This window comes from Rathayibacter rhapontici, assembly GCF_001995175.1.
GTDB lineage: Bacteria > Actinomycetota > Actinomycetes > Actinomycetales > Microbacteriaceae > Rathayibacter.
The window spans coordinates 1-16815 of sequence record NZ_MUKN01000072.1; the positions used below are offsets into that span (position 1 = coordinate 1).

A 16815-nucleotide genomic window follows, 5' to 3' on the forward strand; every position below is an offset into this window, starting at 1 on the left:
GCCTCCTGCGGGCGGGCGGCCCCCTGCGGGCGCTCGGCGGCCGAGGGCGCACCGCTCAGCACCAGCGCGGGCGATCATCAGCTCGAGGTGCAGGCGCGGGGACGTGGCGCCGGTCATCTCGGTGAGGGCGTCGTTGACGAGGTCGGCGATGCGGGAGAGCTCAGCGAGGCCGAGCGCTCGGGCCTGGCCCGCCATGCGGTCGAGCTCGTCCTGCGAGACGCCGCGCAGCACCGCGGCGGCCGCCGCTCCGGTGGCGGCGACGACGATGAGGTCTCGGAGCCGCTCGAGGAGGTCGTCGACGAAGCGCCGCGGGTCCTGACCGGTCTGGATGACCCGGTCGACCGCTCCGAACGCCTCGGCGGAGTCGTGCTCGGCGAGCGCGTCGATCACCTCGTCGAGGAGGGCGCCGTGCGTGTAGCCGAGCAGCGCCACGGCGCGCTCGTACTCGACGGTGCTCTCCTCGGACCCGGCCATCAGCTGATCGAGCAGCGACAGCGTGTCGCGGACCGAGCCGCCCCCCGCGCGGACCACGAGCGGCAGGACGCCCGCCGCGACTCCGACGCCCTCGCGCTCGCAGAGCTCCTGCGTGTAGTCGAGCATCTGCGCCGGCGGCACGAGGCGGAACGGGTAGTGGTGGGTCCGCGAGCGGATGGTGCCGATCACCTTGTCGGGCTCGGTCGTCGCGAAGATGAACTTCACGTGCTCCGGCGGCTCCTCGACGATCTTGAGCAGCGCGTTGAAGCCCTGCGGCGTGACCATGTGCGCCTCGTCGAGGATGAAGATCTTGAAGCGGTCGCGCGCGGGGGCGAACACGGCGCGCTCGCGGATGTCGCGCGCGTCGTCGACTCCGTTGTGGCTCGCGGCGTCGATCTCGACGACGTCGAGCGAGCCCTGGCCCTCGCGGCTGAGCTCGACGCAGCTGTCGCAGACGCCGCAGGGGGTGTCGGTCGGACCCTGGGCGCAGTTCAGGCAGCGGGCGAGGATGCGCGCGGAGGTGGTCTTGCCGCAGCCGCGCGGACCGCTGAAGAGGTAGGCGTGGTTCACGCGGTTGGTCCGCAGGGCCGTCATGAGCGGATCGGTCACCTGCGACTGGCCGATCATCTCGGCGAACGTCTCGGGCCGGTACCGGCGATACAGGGCTGCTACCACCAGTACAGAGTAGCCGCGACCTCCGACACCGGAGCCGGGCCGCCCGGCGTACCCTCGGGGTGGTGACGGACCGGTCCCCCCTCCCCCGCTTCGACGCCGTCGTGCTCGCGGGCGGACGGGCGCGGCGCCTGGACGGGGTCGAGAAACCGCTTCTCCTGCACCGCGGATCGACCCTCCTCGCCACGGTGCTCGCAGCCGTCGAGGGCGCCGAGCGGATCGTCGTGGCGGGGCCCCGCTCCCTCGCGCCGGTCGTCGGCGGGGCGCTGCTCGTGCAAGAGGATCCGCCGTTCGGCGGGCCGGTCGCGGGCCTCGCCGCCGCACTGCCCCTGCTCGGCGCCCGGGCGCCCCGGAGTGGGTCCTCGTCCTCGCCGCGGACCTCGTCGCGCCGTCGGCGGCCGTCGATCGCCTGCTCGAGGAGGCGGCGAGCGCCGACGTCGACTCCCTCCTCGCCGTCGACGCCGACGGCCGGGCCCAGCAGCTGCTCGGCGCTCACCGGACGAGGTCCCTCGTCGGGGCGCTCGAGCGACTGGGCACCGCGGGCGGCGCCTCGGTCCGCGCCCTCCTGGACGGTGCGCCGCTCCGGCTCGTCGAGGTCCCCTCGGAGTCGACGGCCGACGTCGACAGCCCGAACGACGCGCGCAGGCACGGCATCGACGTGCCGCCCCCGCGCCCCCAGAATGAGCGGATGGACGAGACGACCGACGACCGGCCCACCGACGACGTGCTCCGCGAGTGGTGGGACGAGCTGTGCGCCGCGCTCGGCCTCGGCGACGTGCCGATCGGCCGCGACGCGCTGCTCGCGCTGGCGGGCGACGCGGCGCACGGGATCGTGCGGCCCGCGGCTCCGCTGACCACGTTCCTGGCGGGGTACGCGGCGGGCCTGCGGGGCGGTGGAGCGGAGGCGCTCACCGCGGCGCTGACCACGTCGAGCGAGACGATCCGCGGCCGCGCGCACGACTCCTGACACGGTACTCCCCGACGCTCGATCCCGCTCCAGACTCGGGGCGTACGGTGCGACCGGGCCCCGACGCCGCGGCCGGATCACCGCGCGGCGCCAGGGCTCCCGCGGGGCGAGCGCTCCGCGGTCGCTGCGCTGAAGGAGCACCCATGTCGGGCAACAGAGCCGTCGCCTACAAGTCCCCCGGAGTCGTCGAGGTCATCGACATCGACTACCCGACCTTCGAGCTGAAGGACGGGCCGGGCGTCAATCCGGCCAACATCGGCCGGAAGCTCCCGCACGGGGCGATCCTGCGGACCGTGTCGACCAACATCTGCGGATCCGACCAGCACATGGTCCGCGGGCGCACGACCGCCCCCTCCGATCTCGTCCTCGGGCACGAGATCACCGGCGAGGTCGTCGAGGTCGGCCCGGACGTCGAGTTCGTGAAGGTCGGCGACATCGTCTCGGTGCCCTTCAACATCGCCTGCGGCCGCTGTCGCAACTGCAAGGAGCGCAAGACGGGCATCTGCCTGAACGTGAATCCGGACCGCCCGGGCAGCGCCTACGGCTACGTCGACATGGGCGGCTGGGTCGGCGGCCAGGCCGAGTACGTGATGGTGCCCTACGCCGACTGGAACCTGCTCGTGTTCCCCGACCGTGACCAGGCGCTCGAGAAGATCCTCGATCTCACGATGCTCTCGGACATCTTCCCCACCGGCTTCCACGGTGCGGTCACCGCCGGGGTCGGCGTCGGGTCCACGGTCTACGTCGCAGGAGCGGGCCCGGTCGGACTCGCCGCGGCGGTCGGGGCCCAGCTGCTGGGCGCGGCCGTCGTCATCGTCGCCGACCTCAACGAGGAGCGGCTCGCCCAGGCGCGCTCCTTCGGCTGCGAGACCGTCGACGTCTCGAAGGGCGACCCGGCCGGTCAGATCGAGCAGATCCTCGGCGTGCCCGAGGTCGACTGCGGAGTGGACGCGGTCGGCTTCGAAGCGCACGGCAACGGGCCCGACTCGCATCAGGAGGCGCCGGCGACGGTGCTCAACTCGCTCATGTCGATCACGGCGGCGGGCGGCGCGCTCGGCATCCCCGGTCTCTACGTGACCGGCGACCCGGGCGGAGTGGACGACGCGGCCAAGGAGGGCTCGCTCTCGATCCGGCTGGGTCTCGGCTGGGCGAAGTCGCTGTCGTTCACCACGGGTCAGTGCCCGGTGATGAAGTACAACCGGCAGCTGATGATGGCGATCCTGCACGATCGGGTGCACATCGCGGACGCCGTGCAGGCCACCGCGATCACGCTCGACGAGGCTCCGCGCGGCTACGCGGACTTCGACAAGGGCGCGGCCAAGAAGTTCGTGCTGAACCCCAACGGGTACCTCGGCTGATCCATCGGCGGGGTCCGCGCGACGCGGGCCCCGCCCTGCTCCCGGCCAGAATGAGGGGATGAGCGCGCACCGGCACGAGGCGACCGACTGGGACGACGCCCGGCGGCGCGCCGCCGACGCGGTCGTGGTCGGCCCCGTCGTCGGGCTGCCGCTCCTCGCCGCCCGCGGAGCAGTGCTCGCGGGGGCCGTCGCGACGACCCGTCCGCTCCCCCACTACGACTCGTCGGCGATGGACGGCTGGGCCGTGCGCGGCGCGGGGCCGTGGCCGCTGACCGACGGGGTCGCCGCTCCGATCGTCACGGGCGGCGTCGTGCCGGACTGGTGCGACGCGGTCGTGCCCACCGAGCAGGGGTCCGTGAGAGACGGAGTGCTCTCGAGTGCAGCGCACCTGCCTCACGGGCGCATGTGCGCCGCGCCGGCGACGAGGCCTCGGTCGGGACCGTGCTGGTCGACGCCGGGACCCGCCTCACTCCGGCGCACCTCGCACTGCTCGCGGTCGCGGGCGTCGACCGTCTCGGCGTGCGCCGCCCGTGCCGCGTCGACCTCCTGCTCACCGGCGACGAGATCGACACCGAGGGAGCGCCCGTAGCCGGCCGGGTCCGCGACGCGTTCACTCCGCTGCTCCCCTCGTTCGTCGAGGGCGTCGGAGGAGCGATCGGCCGGATCGACCGGCTGGGCGACGACGACCACGCGGTCGCCGCGCGGCTCACGGCGGGGACGGCGCCGATCCGACTGACGACCGGCGGCACCGGGCGCTCCCGGGCCGACTCGGTGCGGCGGGCGCTGACCCTCGCCGGCGCCGCGGTGCTGGTCGACGGCGTCGACATGCGACCCGGCCACCCGACGATGCTCGCGGTGCTGCCCGGAGGCGCGCTCGTGATCGCACTGCCGGGGAACCCGCTGGCGGCGCTGCTCGCCGCGCTGTCGTTCCTGCCCCCGGCGCTCGACGCCGCTGCCGGAGCGACGCCGCGCGCCTCGGCATCGGAACACTGGGCGAGCCGCTCGGCAGGCCGTCGACGACGGTGCTCGTCCCCGTCTCGCGCGGCGAGGGAGGCTGGCGGGCCGCGGCGGGCATCCGCTCGCACATGCTCACCGGGCTCGCGGCCTCGGACGCCGTCGCGGTGGTGCCGGCGGGCGGCGCGCAGGCCGGCGACCCCGTCCGTCTCCTGCCGCTGCCATGGTAGAGGTCAGGCGACGGGCTCGAGCCGCACGACGACCGACTTGGAGGTGGGCGTGCCGCTGATCCTGGCCGTCGAGTCGAGCGGCACGAGCACGTTGGTCTCGGGGTAGTAGGCGGCCGCGCAGCCGCGCGGGGTGTCGTAGGCGACGGTCCGGAACTCCGGCGCGCGGCGCTCGACGCCGTCCTCCCACTCCGACACCAGGTCGACCATCGCGCCGTCGGCGATGCCCAGCGCGGCGAGGTCGGAGGCGTTCACGAAGACCACGCGCCGCCCGCCGTGGATGCCGCGGTAGCGGTCGTCGCGGCCGTAGATCGTGGTGTTGAACTGGTCGTGCGAGCGCAGGGTCTGCAGCAGCAGCCGCCCCTCGGGCACGCGGGGGTACTCGAGCGGATTCGCGGTGAAGCGGGCTCGGCCGGTCGCGGTCTCGAAGCGGCGCTCGTCGCGCGGCGGGTGCGGGAGGACGAAGCCGCCGGGAGTGCTCACCCGCGCCTCGAAGTCCTCGAAGCCGGGGACCACGTTCGCGATGTGCCCGCGGATGAGGCGGTAGTCCTCCCGCAGGGCCGCCCAGTCGGCGATCGGCGCGTTCTCGCGGCCGGCGAGGAGCCGCTCCGCGATCCCGGTGAGGATCGCCACCTCGGAGCGCAGGTGCTCGCTCGGCGGTGCGAGGCGACCCCGCGACGCGTGCACGGCGCTCATCGAGTCCTCGACCGTGACGCGCTGCTCCCCCGTCGCCCGCACGTCGGCGTCGGTGCGGCCGAGCGTCGGGAGGATCAGTGCCCGGCGTCCCGTGACGACGTGCGAGCGGTTGAGCTTGGTGGAGACGTGGACGGTGAGCGCGAGCGAGCGCATCGCCGTCTCGGTGACGGCGGTGTCGGGAGTGGCGCGCGCGAAGTTGCCCCCGAGCCCCATGAAGACGCGCGCCTTCCCGTCGCGCATCGCCCGGATCGCGGCGACGGTGTCGGTGCCGTGCTTGCGCGGCGACGAGAACGAGAACTCGGCGTCGAGCCGGTCGTGGAACACGTCGGGCATGCGCTCGAAGATGCCCATCGTGCGGTCGCCCTGCACGTTGGAGTGCCCGCGCACCGGGCAGACGCCTGCGCCGGGCTTGCCGATGCTGCCGGTGAGCAGCAGCACGTTCACGACGTCCTTGAGCGTGGCGACGGAGTGGCGGTGCTGGGTGAGGCCCATCGCCCAGCAGACGATCGTGCCCTCGGACGCGGCGATCAGCTCGGCGATCCCGCGGATCCGCGTCTCGTCGATCCCGCTGCCGAGTTCGATCTCGGACCACTCGGTGCCGCGCAGCTCGTCGAGGTAGGCCTCGAGCCCGTCGGTCGACTGCTCGATGAACGCGCGGTCGAAGACCCCGCCGCGCGACTCCTCGAGGTCGAGCAGCGCCTTGCCGAAGCCCTGGAACAGCGCCTGGTCGCCACCGAGGCGGACCTGGAGGAAGTGGTCGGCGAGGGCGGTGCCTCCGCCGATCGTGCCGCGCACCGTCTGCGGGTTGTCGAAGCGGAGCAGGCCGGCCTCCGGCAGCGGGTTGATCGCGACGATCGTGCTGCCCGCCCGCTTGGCGCGCTCGAGCGAGGTGAGCATCCGCGGGTGGTTCGTGCCCGGGTTCTGCCCGGCGACGATGATCAGCGGCGCCTGCTCGATGTCGCGGAGGCTGACCGAGCCCTTGCCGATGCCGATGGTCTCGGTCAGCGCGGATCCGCTGGACTCGTGGCACATGTTGGAGCAGTCGGGCAGGTTGTTGGTGCCGAAGCCGCGCACCATCAGCTGGTAGACGAAGGCGGCCTCGTTGGACGTGCGACCGGACGTGTAGAAGATCGCCTCGTCCGGGCTCGCGCAGGCGCGCAGCTCCTCGGCGACGAGGTCGAGCGCGTCGTCCCAGCCGATCGGACGGTAGTGGGTGCCGCCCTCCTCGAGCAGCATCGGCTCGGTGAGGCGGCCCTGCTGGCCGAGAGCGAAGTCGTCCCAGGTCTCGAGCTCGGCGAGCGGGTGCTGCGCGAAGAAGGCCGGGGTGACGGTGCGGAGGGTCGCCTCCTCGGCCACCGCCTTCGCTCCGTTCTCGCAGAACTCGGCGACGTGGCGCTTGTCGGCCTCGGGCCAGGCGCAGCCGGGGCAGTCGAAGCCGGTCTTCTGGTTCACGCGGAGCAGGGTCTCGGCGCTGCGCAGCGGACCCATCTGCTTCATCGAGATCTGCAGGGCGTGCGCGACTCCCGGGATGCCGACCGCACGGTGCTTGCGGGCGCCGACCGTGAGGCCTCGCTCGTCGATCGGAGTCTCTCGGGGTGCGGCGTCATCGACCATCCCTGCATGCTACGTCGCGCAGCCGGGGAACGGACGGGCGGCCCGGCGACGCGCAGCCGGTGCGAGGATGGGAGGAACCGCTCGAGGAGGAGACCACCATGAGCCGCGCCGCCGCGAGGATCCGACTGACCGCCGTCCGCGCTGCGGAGCCCACCCGTCGCCGGGAGGACGTGCTCGCGGTCGAGGAGCCGCTCGAGATCCGCGTCGGCGGCCGCCGCTTCAGCGTGACGATGCGCACCCCGGGCGAGGACTTCGACCTCGTCGCGGGATTCCTCGTGTCGGAGGGGGTCCTCACCGCGACCGATCAGCTCGCGGCGCTGCGCTACTGCGCCAGCGGCTCGGGACCGGGCGAGAACACGTACAACGTGGTCGACGCGACCGTGCGCGGCGGGCGTGCGGCGGTGCTCCTGGAGCGCGAGCGATCGGTCTACACGAGCAGCTCGTGCGGGGTCTGCGGGCTCGCGTCACTGGACGCCGTGACGACGGAGTCGGCGTGGACCGTCGACGAGGACCCGGTGTCGGCGTCCTCCGACCTGCTCGCCTCGCTGCCGGACCGGCTCCGGGACGCGCAGGCGCTCTTCGAGCGGACCGGCGGGGTGCATGCGGCCGGTCTGTTCGAGGCGGACGGCTCGCTGCTGTGCCTGCGCGAGGACGTGGGGCGGCACAACGCGGTCGACAAGGTCGTGGGCTGGGGCCTGCGCGAGGGGCGGCTCCCGCTGCGCGGGACGCTGCTGCAGGTGTCGGGGCGCGCGTCGTTCGAGCTGGTGCAGAAGGCCGTGATGGCGGGGATCCCGGTGCTGGCGGCGGTGGGGGCTCCGTCGTCGCTGGCGGCGGACCTGGCGCGGCGGGCGGGACTGACGCTGATCGGGTTCAGCCGCGGGGCGGGGTTCAACGTGTACTCGGGTGAGGGGCGGGTGCTGGAGGGGTGAACGGCTGCGACCCTCCGGAGACGGTGGGTCTCGAGACGCCCCTGCGGGGCTGCTCGACCAGCAGGGGACGTGCGCTCCCGAGTCAGTCGGAGAGGAACTCCGCGGCGACGGGGGCGAACTGCTCCCAGTACTGGAAGATTCCGCCGTGGCCGGAGTTCGGGTAGATGACGAGCTCGGAGCCGGTGATGCGCCGGTGCAGGTCGTGGGACAGCACCGTCGGGACCATGCGGTCGTGGTCGCCGTTGGCGATGAGCGTGGGCTGCGTGATGACCGAGAGATCGGAGGGGGCGGAGCGGCCGAACCGCTGGATCGCCGTGAGCTGCGTGGTGAAGGCCTTGGTGCTGATCTTCTCGTCGCGATTTACCGTGCGCTCCTTCAGGCGTCCGACGAACTCTTTCGCCGCCTTCTTGCCGGCGGCGTCGCGGTTGAAGAAGAGGAACTCCTTGATGTCGGAGCGGGCGAGGACCGAGCGGACGAGGTCGTAGTAGGTGACTCCCACGACCTTGTCCATGTCCTTCCCGCCGCGCGGGCCGGTGCCGGTGAGCACCAGCTTGCGCACCAGCTCGGGGTGCTTCACGACGACGTCCTGGGCGATCATGCCGCCCATCGAGAACGAGAAGACGTCGATCGTGTCGTAGCCGAGGCCGCGGATGAAGGCGTACGCATCGTCGGCCGCCTCCTCGATCGTGCCCGGAACGGTGCCGCCGGACGCGCCGACGCCCTGCTGGTCGAAGGTGATCACGCGGCGGTTCTGCGCGATCGCATCGACGATGCGCGGGTCCCAGTTGTCGAGGGTCGCGGCCAGGTGCACGAAGAAGACGACGGGGACCGCCTCCTCCGGGCCGAGCTCCCGGTACGCGAAGGTCTTGCCGTGCGTGGTGATGCTCTTCGCGGGGGCGAGGGCGTAGGACGTGATGACGTGGTCTGCGGTGCTCATGGTGAGTGCTCCTTCTGGAACGGTCGCGCGGGGAGGGGTGGAGGTCAGAGGCCGAGGACGACGGTCTTGCCGCGGGTGCGGGACGAGCGCAGCGACTCCATCGCGGCGGACGTCTCGTGGAAGGGGAACGTCGCTCCGACGACCGGTCGCAGCGCCCCGGTGTCGACGAGCTCGGTGATGCGGTCCAGCTGCTCGCCGTCGGCGCGCATGAGGAGGAACTCGTAGCTCACCCCCTGCTTCTTCGCCAGACCGCGGACCTTGCGGCTGAGGGCGGCGACCGCGAGGCGCAGCACCGGGTTCATGCCGTTCGCCTTCGCGAAGGCGGGGTCGGGCGGGCCGGAGACGCCGATGGCCTTCCCGCCGCGCCGGAGGACCCGGAGCGACTTCTCGAGGTTCTCACCGCCGAGGCTGTCGAGCACGAGGTCGTACCCGGACAGCTCCTGCTCGAAGTCCTGCGAGCGGTAGTCGAGGACGACGTCGGCGCCCAGCTCCCGGACGAAGTCGGCATTGGCGGCGGAGGCCGTCGTCGCGACGTGCGCCCCGAGGTGCTTCGCGAGCTGGATCGCGATGCTGCCCAGCCCTCCGGAGCCGGCGTGGATCAGCACCTTCTGCCCGGGCTGCACCCGCCCCCTCTCGACGAGCGCCTGCCAGGCGGTCAGCGCGACCAGGGGCAGGGAGGCGGCGTCGACGGCGCTGATTCCCGCTGGAGCGCGGGCCACGTCGGCCTCGTCGATCGCGATCCGCTCGGCGAAGGTGCCGATGCGGTGGTCGCGGGGGCGGGCGTAGACGCAGTCGCCGACCTGCACCCGGCGCACCTCGGCACCCACGCTCAGGACCGTGCCGGCGACGTCGTGCCCGAGGACGAGCGGCGTCCTGTACGGGAGGAGCGTCGTGAACTCCCCCGCCCGGATCTTCTCGTCGAGCTGGTTGAGGCCGGCGGCCGCGACCTGCACGAGGACGTCGCGGGGGCCGACGACGGGCTCGCCGACGTCGGTCTCGTGGAGGGGCTGCTTGTAGGCGTCGAGGACGAATGCTCGCATGGTGGTTCTCCTGGTGGGGTGTGCGGGCCGCGGGTCAGCGGCGGAGGAAGGTCCGGACGGCGTCGAGGACGGCGTGGCGGTTCTGGGGGACGGCACCGTGGCCGGAGTCGGAGAAGACGATCACGAGGGCGTCGTCGAAGCGGCGGCGCAGCGGCTCGGTGTTCTCGGGCGGGACCATGCGGTCGGCGTCTCCGTGCAGGATCAGCGCGGGGTGGGGGAACGTGCCTCCGGATGCCGGCTGCCCGCCCCAGCGCCGCACCGCCTGCAGCTGGGCGCGGAGGACGCCGAGCGGGACCGGACGGTCGCGGTCGACCCGACGGCGCTTCAGCCGGGCGGCGTGCTCCGCCGCCGCCCGGCGACCGGCCGGAGTGCGGGTGAAGAAGAGGAGGCTCGTGGGATCGGTGCCGGTCAGCGCCCCGCGCAGGACGGTGCGGAGCATCACGCCAGTCATCCGGGTGAGGCCCGGCCCGCCCTCGGGACCTGTGGAGGCGAGTACCACGCGGTCGATCCGCTCCGGGGTGCGTTCGAGGACGGCCTGGGCGACCATCCCGCCCATCGACTGCCCGAAGAGGTCGACCCGCTCGAGTCCGAGCGCGTCGAGGACCGCGGTCACGTCGGCGGCGGCCTCGTCGAACGTCCGCCGCACGGCTCCGGTCGACCCTCCGACTCCGCGGTAGCCGATCAGCAGGACGCGGCGGTCCTCGGCCAGCGGGTCGACGACCTCAGGGTCCCAGCTGTCGAGATTCGCGCCGAGGCGGGTGAGGGCGACGAGCGGAGGCACTCCGTCGCGGGCGGTGCCGAGGTCGCGGTACACGACGTCCTCGCCGCGCACGCGCAGTCGGCGCGTCGGCGCATCGAGGAAGGACGCCCGTCCCGCCTCCGCGTTCGATGACCCTGCCATGTCGATCCGGTCTCCTGTCCGATCCCGCGGCGGGAGGTGCTCCTCCCCGCCCATCCGAGTAGACTCAAGCATGAGCGCACTCAATATTCTTGTCAAGGAGGAGTCGCATGGGTTCCGAGGAGAAGCCGCCGGGCCGTCGCGAGCGGGCGAAGGCGGACAAGCAGCGCCGCATCGAGCAGGCCGCGCGCGCGCTCTTCGCCGAGCGCGGAGTCAGCGGAGTGACCACCCAGCAGATCGCCGACCGCGCCGACGTGGCGATCGGCACGCTCTACCTCTACGCCGCGACGAAGGCCGAGCTGCTGATCATGGTGCAGAACCGGAAGTTCGGAGCGGCCGTCGACGACGGGCTCGCCGCCGCGGAGGCGATGACGGATCCGCTCGAGAGCATCGTCGCGCTGATCACACCGGTCGTCGCCTGCCTCCGTGAGCATCCGGAGAACGGACGGACCTATCTGCACGAGCTGGTGTCCGGCGACCCGCGCGAGGTCCATCGTCGGGAGGGCCTCGCCCTGTCGGAGCGGCTCGAGGAGGGCCTGAGCCGGCTCCTCCGCCGGGACAGCGGGATCGGCCTCGGCGATGCTGCGACCCGCGCGCGCGTGATCACCGCCGTGATCCACCTCTCGACGACGGCGACCCTCCACCTCGGCGATCCGCTGCCGGCCCTCCTCGCCCGCCTCCGCCGCCAGATCGCGGTCGTGCTGCCGGGCGACGGCACGGGAGGACGGATCGGGGCGCCCTGACCGCGGAGGTGGGACGGACGCGGTCCCTCGTCCACACGGGCCGCGAGCAGGGCGGAGCACCCCGGGCATGGGCGGGTCTCGATACGCCCCTTCGGGGCTACTCGACCAGCAGCAGGAACCGGGGCGCGGCCCGCGGACAGGAGCTGGGAACGCGGAGGACGGCACTCTCGGACACGGGGGTCCCGATACGCCCCTGCGGGGCTACTCGACCAGCAGGGGGGTGAGAGCGACGACATCCGGGAGCGGACGGGCGAAGCCCCGTCCCCCACCGACCAGCCGCCCCGCGCAGAGGGCGCGACCCGGAATCGCGTGCCAGCGATTCAGGGCAGCCCGACGCACCCCGCTCTCGGAAACGGGACCACCTCGGGAAGCCGACCGCGGGTCGTGTAGCGGCGCAGCCGCTACACGACCGATAAGGACTGCCGGGCGATCTCGAGCTCCTCGTTGGTGGGGATGACGAGGACGGCCACGCGGGAGTCGTCGGTCGAGATGCGGCGCGCGCCTCGGTCGCGGGAGGCGTTGCGCTCGGGGTCGAGCTCGATGCCGAGGCCCTCGAGCCCGCGGAGGGCGCCGGCGCGGACCGCGGGGACGTTCTCGCCGACTCCGGCGGTGAAGACGATCGCGTCGACGCGGCCGAGCTGGGCGTAGTACGCGCCGACGTAGTGGCGGAGGCGGTGGTAGTAGACCTCGAGGGCGGCGGCGGCCGTCGCGTCGCCGGCCTCGGACGCCTCCTGCACGTCGCGCATGTCGCCGCGGCCGGAGAGGCCGAGCAGGCCGCTGCGGCGGTTGAGGACCGTGTCGAGCTCGTCGATCGAAAGCCCGGCCTTGCGGGCGAGGTGGAAGACGACGGCGGGGTCGAGATCTCCGGAGCGGGTGCCCATGACGAGGCCCTCGAGCGGGGTCATGCCCATCGAGGTCTCGACGGAGGCTCCTCCGTCGACCGCGCAGACCGACGCGCCGTTGCCGAGGTGCAGGACGATCGTCTTGACGTCGGAGCGGCGGCGGCCGAGGTAGGCGGCGGCCGATTCGGACACGAACTTGTGCGAGGTGCCGTGGAATCCATAGCGGCGGATGCGGTGCTTGTCGGCGAGCTCGGCGGGGATCGCGTAGGTCGAGGCCTCCGGCGGGAGGGTGTGGTGGAACGCCGTGTCGAAGACGGCGACGTGCGGCACGTCCGGGAACGCCTTCTGCGCCGCCTCGATGCCCTCGAGGTTCGCCGGGTTGTGCAGGGGCGCGAGATCGGAGAGGTCCTCGATGTTGATCTTGACGAGGTCGGTGACGACCGTCGCCTCGTAGAACCGCTTGCCGCCGTGGACCACGCGGTGCCCCACGGCGACGGGCGGGAACTCGGAGAGGCTGGGCCCGTTCTCCTCGAAGGCGCGGATCATCGCGTCGAAGCCTGCCGTGTGATCCGGGATCGGCCCCTCGATCTCGACGCTCTCGCCGTCGTGCGAGTGCTTCGTGCGGCCGGTCTCCTCGCCGATCCGCTCGACGAGGCCGCTGGCGAGCGTCTCCTCCGTCGTCATCTCGATGAGCTGGTACTTGAACGAGGACGAACCGCTGTTGACGACGAGGACGACGGACATGAGAGGACTCCTGGGGGTCGGGGTCGGTGGGGAGGCGGCGACGCGGGTGGCGTCAGCGCACGACGGGGATGGCGGAGGTGGGCGGCACGATCGCCTGCGTCGCGGCCTGAATGGCCGTGATCGCCACGGTGTTGACGATGTCCTGGACGAGGGCACCGCGGCTGAGGTCGTTGACGGGCTTGCGCAGACCCTGGAGCACGGGGCCGATGGCGACAGCGCCGGCGGAGCGCTGGACCGCCTTGTAGGTGTTGTTGCCCGTGTTGAGGTCGGGGAAGATGAACACCGTCGCGCGGCCGGCGACCTGCGAGCCGGGCATCTTCGAGGCGGCGACGGCCGCATCCGCTGCCGCGTCGTACTGGATCGGGCCCTCGACGAGCAGGTCGGGGCGGCGCTCGCGCACGAGCGCGGTCGCGGCGCGCACCTTCTCGACGTCCGCTCCGGCTCCGCTCTCGCCCGTGGAGTAGGAGAGCATCGCGATGCGCGGGTCGATGCCGAACTGCTGCGCGGTCTCGGCCGAGGAGATCGCGATGTCGGCGAGCTGCGCCTCGGTCGGATCCGGGTTGACCGCGCAGTCGCCGTAGACGAGGACGCGGTCGGCGAGTGCCATCAGGAACACGCTCGAGACGACCGAGACGCCGGGGCTGGTCTTGATGATCTCGAAGCCGGGACGGATGGTGTGGGCCGTCGTGTGCGCGGCTCCCGAGACCATGCCGTCGGCGAGGCCGAGCTGCACCATCATCGTGCCGAAGTACGAGACGTCGGTGACCGTGTCGAACGCGTGGTCGTAGGTGATGCCCTTGTGCGCGCGGATGCGGGCGTACTCCTCGGCGAACCGGGCGCGGTGCTCGGGGTCGAGCACGCTCAGGACGCGGGCTGCGTCGATGTCGAGGCCGAGCCCGGCGGCGCGGCCGCGGACCTCCGCCTCCTCGCCGAGGATCGTCAGGCGGGCGATGCCGCGCTTGAGCACGGTCGCCGCGGCACGGAGGATGCGGTCGTCGCCTCCCTCGGGGAGCACGATGTGGCGATCGGCGATGCGGGCCCGCTCGATCAGCCCGTACTCGAACATGAGCGGCGTGACGACCTCGGAGCGGCCGACGTCGAGGAGGGTCAGCAGCTCGACGGCGTCGATCGTCTCGTGGAACAGGGCGAGGGAGGTGTCGCGCTTGCGCGGCGAGTCGGCGGCCAGGCGCCCGCGCGCCGCGGTGACGCGCACCGCGGTGTCGTACGTGCCGAGCTCGGTCATCACGATCGGGAGCCGGGTGTCGACGCCCTCGATCAGGCGGACGATCGGCTCCGGCAGCTCGAAGCCGCCGTTGAGGATGATGGCCGAGACCGTCGGGAAGTTGCCCGAGGCGTGCGCCATGATCACGGCGAGGACGACCTCGGGGCGATCGCCCGGGACGATGACCACCCCGCCCTCCATCAGGCGCGGGAGCACGTTGACCATCGACATGCCGGCGACGACGACGCCGAGCGCCTCGCGGCCGAGCAGCTCCTGGTCTCCGGCGACGACGACGCCGTCGACCGCCTCGACGAGACGGGAGACGCTGGGGGCGACGAGGAACGGATCCTCGCGGATCGCCCAGACCGGGACTCCCGCCGGGAGGACCTCGCGGATCGCCGCGACGGCGCTCGGAGCGGTGCCGGGGTCGGCGCGGTTCGCGATCACCCCGATGAGGGAGGCGTGCGCGGTGCGCAGCTCGACCGAGGCGAGCTCGGTGATCTGGCGCATCTCCTCGGGGGTGCGCGCGGGCGCCTGGCCGAGCTGCTCGCTGCGCGAGGGGTCGCGGCCGGTGAGCACCAGCAGCACCGGGGCGCCCAGGTTGGCCGCGATGCGGGCGTTGTAGCCCAGCTCGGTGGGGCTGCCGACGTCGGTGTAGTCGGAGCCGAGGATGACGACCGCGTCGCACTGCGCCTCGACGCCCTTGTAGCGCTCGACGATGCGCGACAGGGCGGCCTCTCCGTCGGCGTGCACGTCCTCGTAGGTGACGCCGATGCAGTCCTCGTAGGCGAGGCCGGAGTCGGAGTGGCCCAGCAGCATCTCGAGCACGTAGTCGGGCTCGGAGGTGGAGCGGGCGATGGGGCGGAAGACGCCCACCCGCTGCACCTGGCTGCTGAGCACATCGAGGACGCCGAGGGCGACCGTGGACTTGCCGGAATGACCTTCGGCGGACGAGATGTAGATGCTCTGGACCATCGGAGCCACCCTACCGACGAGGTGCGCGCGGAGGCTGGGCAGTCGCTCGGGGATGGGAGGGCGTGCACGAGGTGCGCGCTGGGGAGGAGCGGTGCGCCCCCGTTAACGAGGAAGACCCCCCGCGCACCCGCCAGAGCCCGGTTACCCTTGCTGCGTTTCCGCCCTGGGGGAGTTGGCCTGGATGGCGCCACGCGGGGAGCCGGGAGACAGTCTAACCCGATCCGGTGGGGGTGACGAGCGCCCTCCCCTGCCCCTGCGGTCAGCGGACGGCCCCGGTTCCGTGTAGTGTGCATGAGGTCGCGATCACGGTCGCGCCTGGAGGATTCGCCTAGTGGCCTATGGCGCACGCTTGGAAAGCGTGTTGGGTGAAAGCCCTCGGGGGTTCGAATCCCCCATCCTCCGCGAACGGTGTCCGTTGCTCTCGCCAGCACGGGCACCGTTTTCGTTAACGCTTGCGCCGCGTCCGGCGGGCCCGCTGTCAGCGGGCGATGCGGACGAGCCACTCCTCGAGCAGCGTCCGCTCGGCCTCGCTCAGAGCGTCGACCGAGCCGAGCACCGCGCGCAGGGCGACCGCGTGCGCGACGAGGGCGCGCGCCGCGGGATCCGTCGGGCCCGCCTCCGACGTCGTGATCGCCGTCAGGACCGCCTCGCGGGATCGGGAGGAGAGGTCGTCGTCGGAGTCGCGGCCGGCGGTCAGCGTCAGCGTGCAGCCGAGGGCCGCGGACTGCAGGAGCCGGGCGGCGTGCTCGACGTCGACGGTGAGGCGGCCCGCCTCGGCGACGGCGCGCACGTGCGCGAGCAGGACACCGCCCGCGAGGCGAGCGGCCTCGGACTCCTCCCCCGGCCGGGCGGTGAACATCAGGGCGTAGAGGTGCGGCTGCGCGAGCCCGAACGCGACGTGCTGGTCCCAGGCCGCGCGGAGGGCGTCGACGGGGTCGGCCGGGGCGTCGCTCCGCTCGAAGTCGGCGAGGGCGTCGGCGACGGCCGCGGCGACGACCGAGTCGAGGAGACCGCGGAGATCGCCGAAGGTGCGGTAGATGGTGGGCGCCTGCACACCGGCGGCGGAGCTGATGGCGCGCGTCGAGACGGCGTCACGGCCGCCCTCGGCCAGGAGCTCGGCGGTCGCCCGGAGGATGCGGTCTCGGGTGCTCGGGCTCTCGGTCACGAGTAGTGACGCTAACACGCGGGCGTAGCGGGGTGGGGCGTGGGTGGGTGGATCTCGATACGCCCGCTGCGCGGGCTACTCGATCAGCACGAGGGGGCGCCCGCAGGGCCGCCCCTCTTCCTGGAAGGCGCCCCGTAGGGCCGCCGCCGCTGACGGGGTCGGCTGCAAGGCGGAGGAGGGAGCGATACCGGCGGTATCGCGACCGACGACAACGCCGCAGACGGCCCCGTCAGCGGCGGCGGGCGGTGCCGAAGATGCCGCGGACGACCTCGCGGAGCAGCGTCCTGCCCGCCGAGGACCCGAGGACCTGCTCGACGACGCCCTTCTCGCGGCGCGGGGTGCTGCTGCGGGTGGTGGG

Annotated in this window: 14 protein-coding genes, 1 tRNA gene, 1 other RNA gene and 1 pseudogene; 8 read left to right on the forward strand and 9 right to left on the reverse strand. The window is 72.8% G+C overall.

Features of this window, described 5'->3' with window-relative positions:
- The coding region (locus tag B0T42_RS16995; RefSeq protein WP_139344556.1) for a DNA polymerase III subunit gamma and tau at positions 1-1149 on the reverse strand (1149 nt) is incomplete at its 3' end.
- Positions 1150-1250: 101 nt separating this feature from the next.
- Here B0T42_RS16995 and B0T42_RS22815 point away from each other — a divergent pair.
- The 5 genes and pseudogenes from B0T42_RS22815 to B0T42_RS17015 all read left to right on the forward strand — a co-directional run.
- Positions 1251-1415, forward strand: a pseudogene (locus B0T42_RS22815) (NTP transferase domain-containing protein); the annotation flags it as partial.
- A gap of 419 nt (positions 1416-1834) precedes the next feature.
- Complete coding sequence (locus B0T42_RS21610; RefSeq protein WP_236720373.1) at positions 1835-2113, forward strand: DUF6457 domain-containing protein; 279 nt, start codon at positions 1835-1837, stop codon at positions 2111-2113.
- A gap of 143 nt (positions 2114-2256) precedes the next feature.
- A complete protein-coding gene (fdhA, locus tag B0T42_RS17005; protein ID WP_055791222.1) occupies positions 2257-3471 on the forward strand; it encodes a formaldehyde dehydrogenase, glutathione-independent in 1215 nt (404 codons plus the stop codon).
- 58 nt (positions 3472-3529) lie between these two features.
- Positions 3530-4060 (forward strand): hypothetical protein, encoded by a 531-nt coding sequence (locus B0T42_RS17010; protein WP_077224221.1) that lies wholly within the window; start codon positions 3530-3532, stop codon positions 4058-4060.
- Entirely contained in the window at positions 3991-4761 is a 771-nt protein-coding gene (locus tag B0T42_RS17015; RefSeq protein WP_173892345.1) for a molybdopterin-binding protein, read from the forward strand. Before B0T42_RS17010 ends, B0T42_RS17015 begins: the two co-directional genes overlap by 70 nt.
- On the opposite strand, the gene B0T42_RS17020 is transcribed toward B0T42_RS17015, so the two are convergent.
- Positions 4659-6962, reverse strand: coding sequence for an FdhF/YdeP family oxidoreductase (locus tag B0T42_RS17020; RefSeq protein WP_077224222.1), 2304 nt, complete (start codon positions 6960-6962; stop codon positions 4659-4661). The genes B0T42_RS17015 and B0T42_RS17020 overlap by 103 nt on opposite strands.
- Before the next feature lie 98 nt (positions 6963-7060).
- Between B0T42_RS17020 and fdhD the strand changes: the two genes are divergently transcribed.
- Positions 7061-7891 (forward strand): formate dehydrogenase accessory sulfurtransferase FdhD, encoded by an 831-nt coding sequence (gene fdhD, locus B0T42_RS17025; RefSeq protein WP_077224223.1) that lies wholly within the window; start codon positions 7061-7063, stop codon positions 7889-7891.
- A gap of 82 nt (positions 7892-7973) precedes the next feature.
- Here the strand turns inward: fdhD and B0T42_RS17030 are convergent, their stop codons facing one another.
- From B0T42_RS17030 to B0T42_RS17040, 3 genes are read right to left on the reverse strand one after another with little or no spacing between them, the layout of a single operon-like run.
- Entirely contained in the window at positions 7974-8828 is an 855-nt protein-coding gene (locus B0T42_RS17030) for an alpha/beta fold hydrolase (protein WP_077224224.1), read from the reverse strand.
- A gap of 44 nt (positions 8829-8872) precedes the next feature.
- Positions 8873-9868: an NADP-dependent oxidoreductase gene (locus B0T42_RS17035; protein WP_077224225.1), complete on the reverse strand. Its 996-nt coding sequence runs from the start codon at positions 9866-9868 to the stop codon at positions 8873-8875.
- A gap of 34 nt (positions 9869-9902) precedes the next feature.
- Positions 9903-10769 (reverse strand): alpha/beta fold hydrolase, encoded by an 867-nt coding sequence (locus tag B0T42_RS17040; protein WP_139344558.1) that lies wholly within the window; start codon positions 10767-10769, stop codon positions 9903-9905.
- A 107-nt stretch (positions 10770-10876) separates the two neighbouring features.
- Between B0T42_RS17040 and B0T42_RS17045 the strand changes: the two genes are divergently transcribed.
- The gene (locus tag B0T42_RS17045; protein WP_077224227.1) at positions 10877-11509 is read left to right on the forward strand and encodes a TetR/AcrR family transcriptional regulator; all 633 of its coding nucleotides are present in this window, start codon (positions 10877-10879) and stop codon (positions 11507-11509) included.
- 401 nt (positions 11510-11910) lie between these two features.
- Here the strand turns inward: B0T42_RS17045 and B0T42_RS17050 are convergent, their stop codons facing one another.
- The 3 genes from B0T42_RS17050 to ffs all read right to left on the reverse strand — a co-directional run bounded on the left by B0T42_RS17050 (position 11911) and on the right by ffs (position 15496).
- Positions 11911-13095: an acetate/propionate family kinase gene (locus tag B0T42_RS17050; RefSeq protein WP_077224228.1), complete on the reverse strand. Its 1185-nt coding sequence runs from the start codon at positions 13093-13095 to the stop codon at positions 11911-11913.
- Between the two features lie 52 nt (positions 13096-13147).
- The gene (gene pta / locus B0T42_RS17055) at positions 13148-15292 is read right to left on the reverse strand and encodes a phosphate acetyltransferase (protein ID WP_077224231.1); all 2145 of its coding nucleotides are present in this window, start codon (positions 15290-15292) and stop codon (positions 13148-13150) included.
- 107 nt (positions 15293-15399) lie between these two features.
- Positions 15400-15496: signal recognition particle sRNA small type (ffs, locus tag B0T42_RS17060), an RNA gene on the reverse strand.
- 113 nt (positions 15497-15609) lie between these two features.
- Between ffs and B0T42_RS17065 the strand changes: the two genes are divergently transcribed.
- Positions 15610-15694 (forward strand) — tRNA-Ser (locus tag B0T42_RS17065).
- Between the two features lie 76 nt (positions 15695-15770).
- On the opposite strand, the gene B0T42_RS17070 is transcribed toward B0T42_RS17065, so the two are convergent.
- The gene (locus B0T42_RS17070) at positions 15771-16457 is read right to left on the reverse strand and encodes a TetR/AcrR family transcriptional regulator (protein ID WP_077224229.1); all 687 of its coding nucleotides are present in this window, start codon (positions 16455-16457) and stop codon (positions 15771-15773) included.
- Positions 16458-16815: the final 358 nt, after the last annotated feature.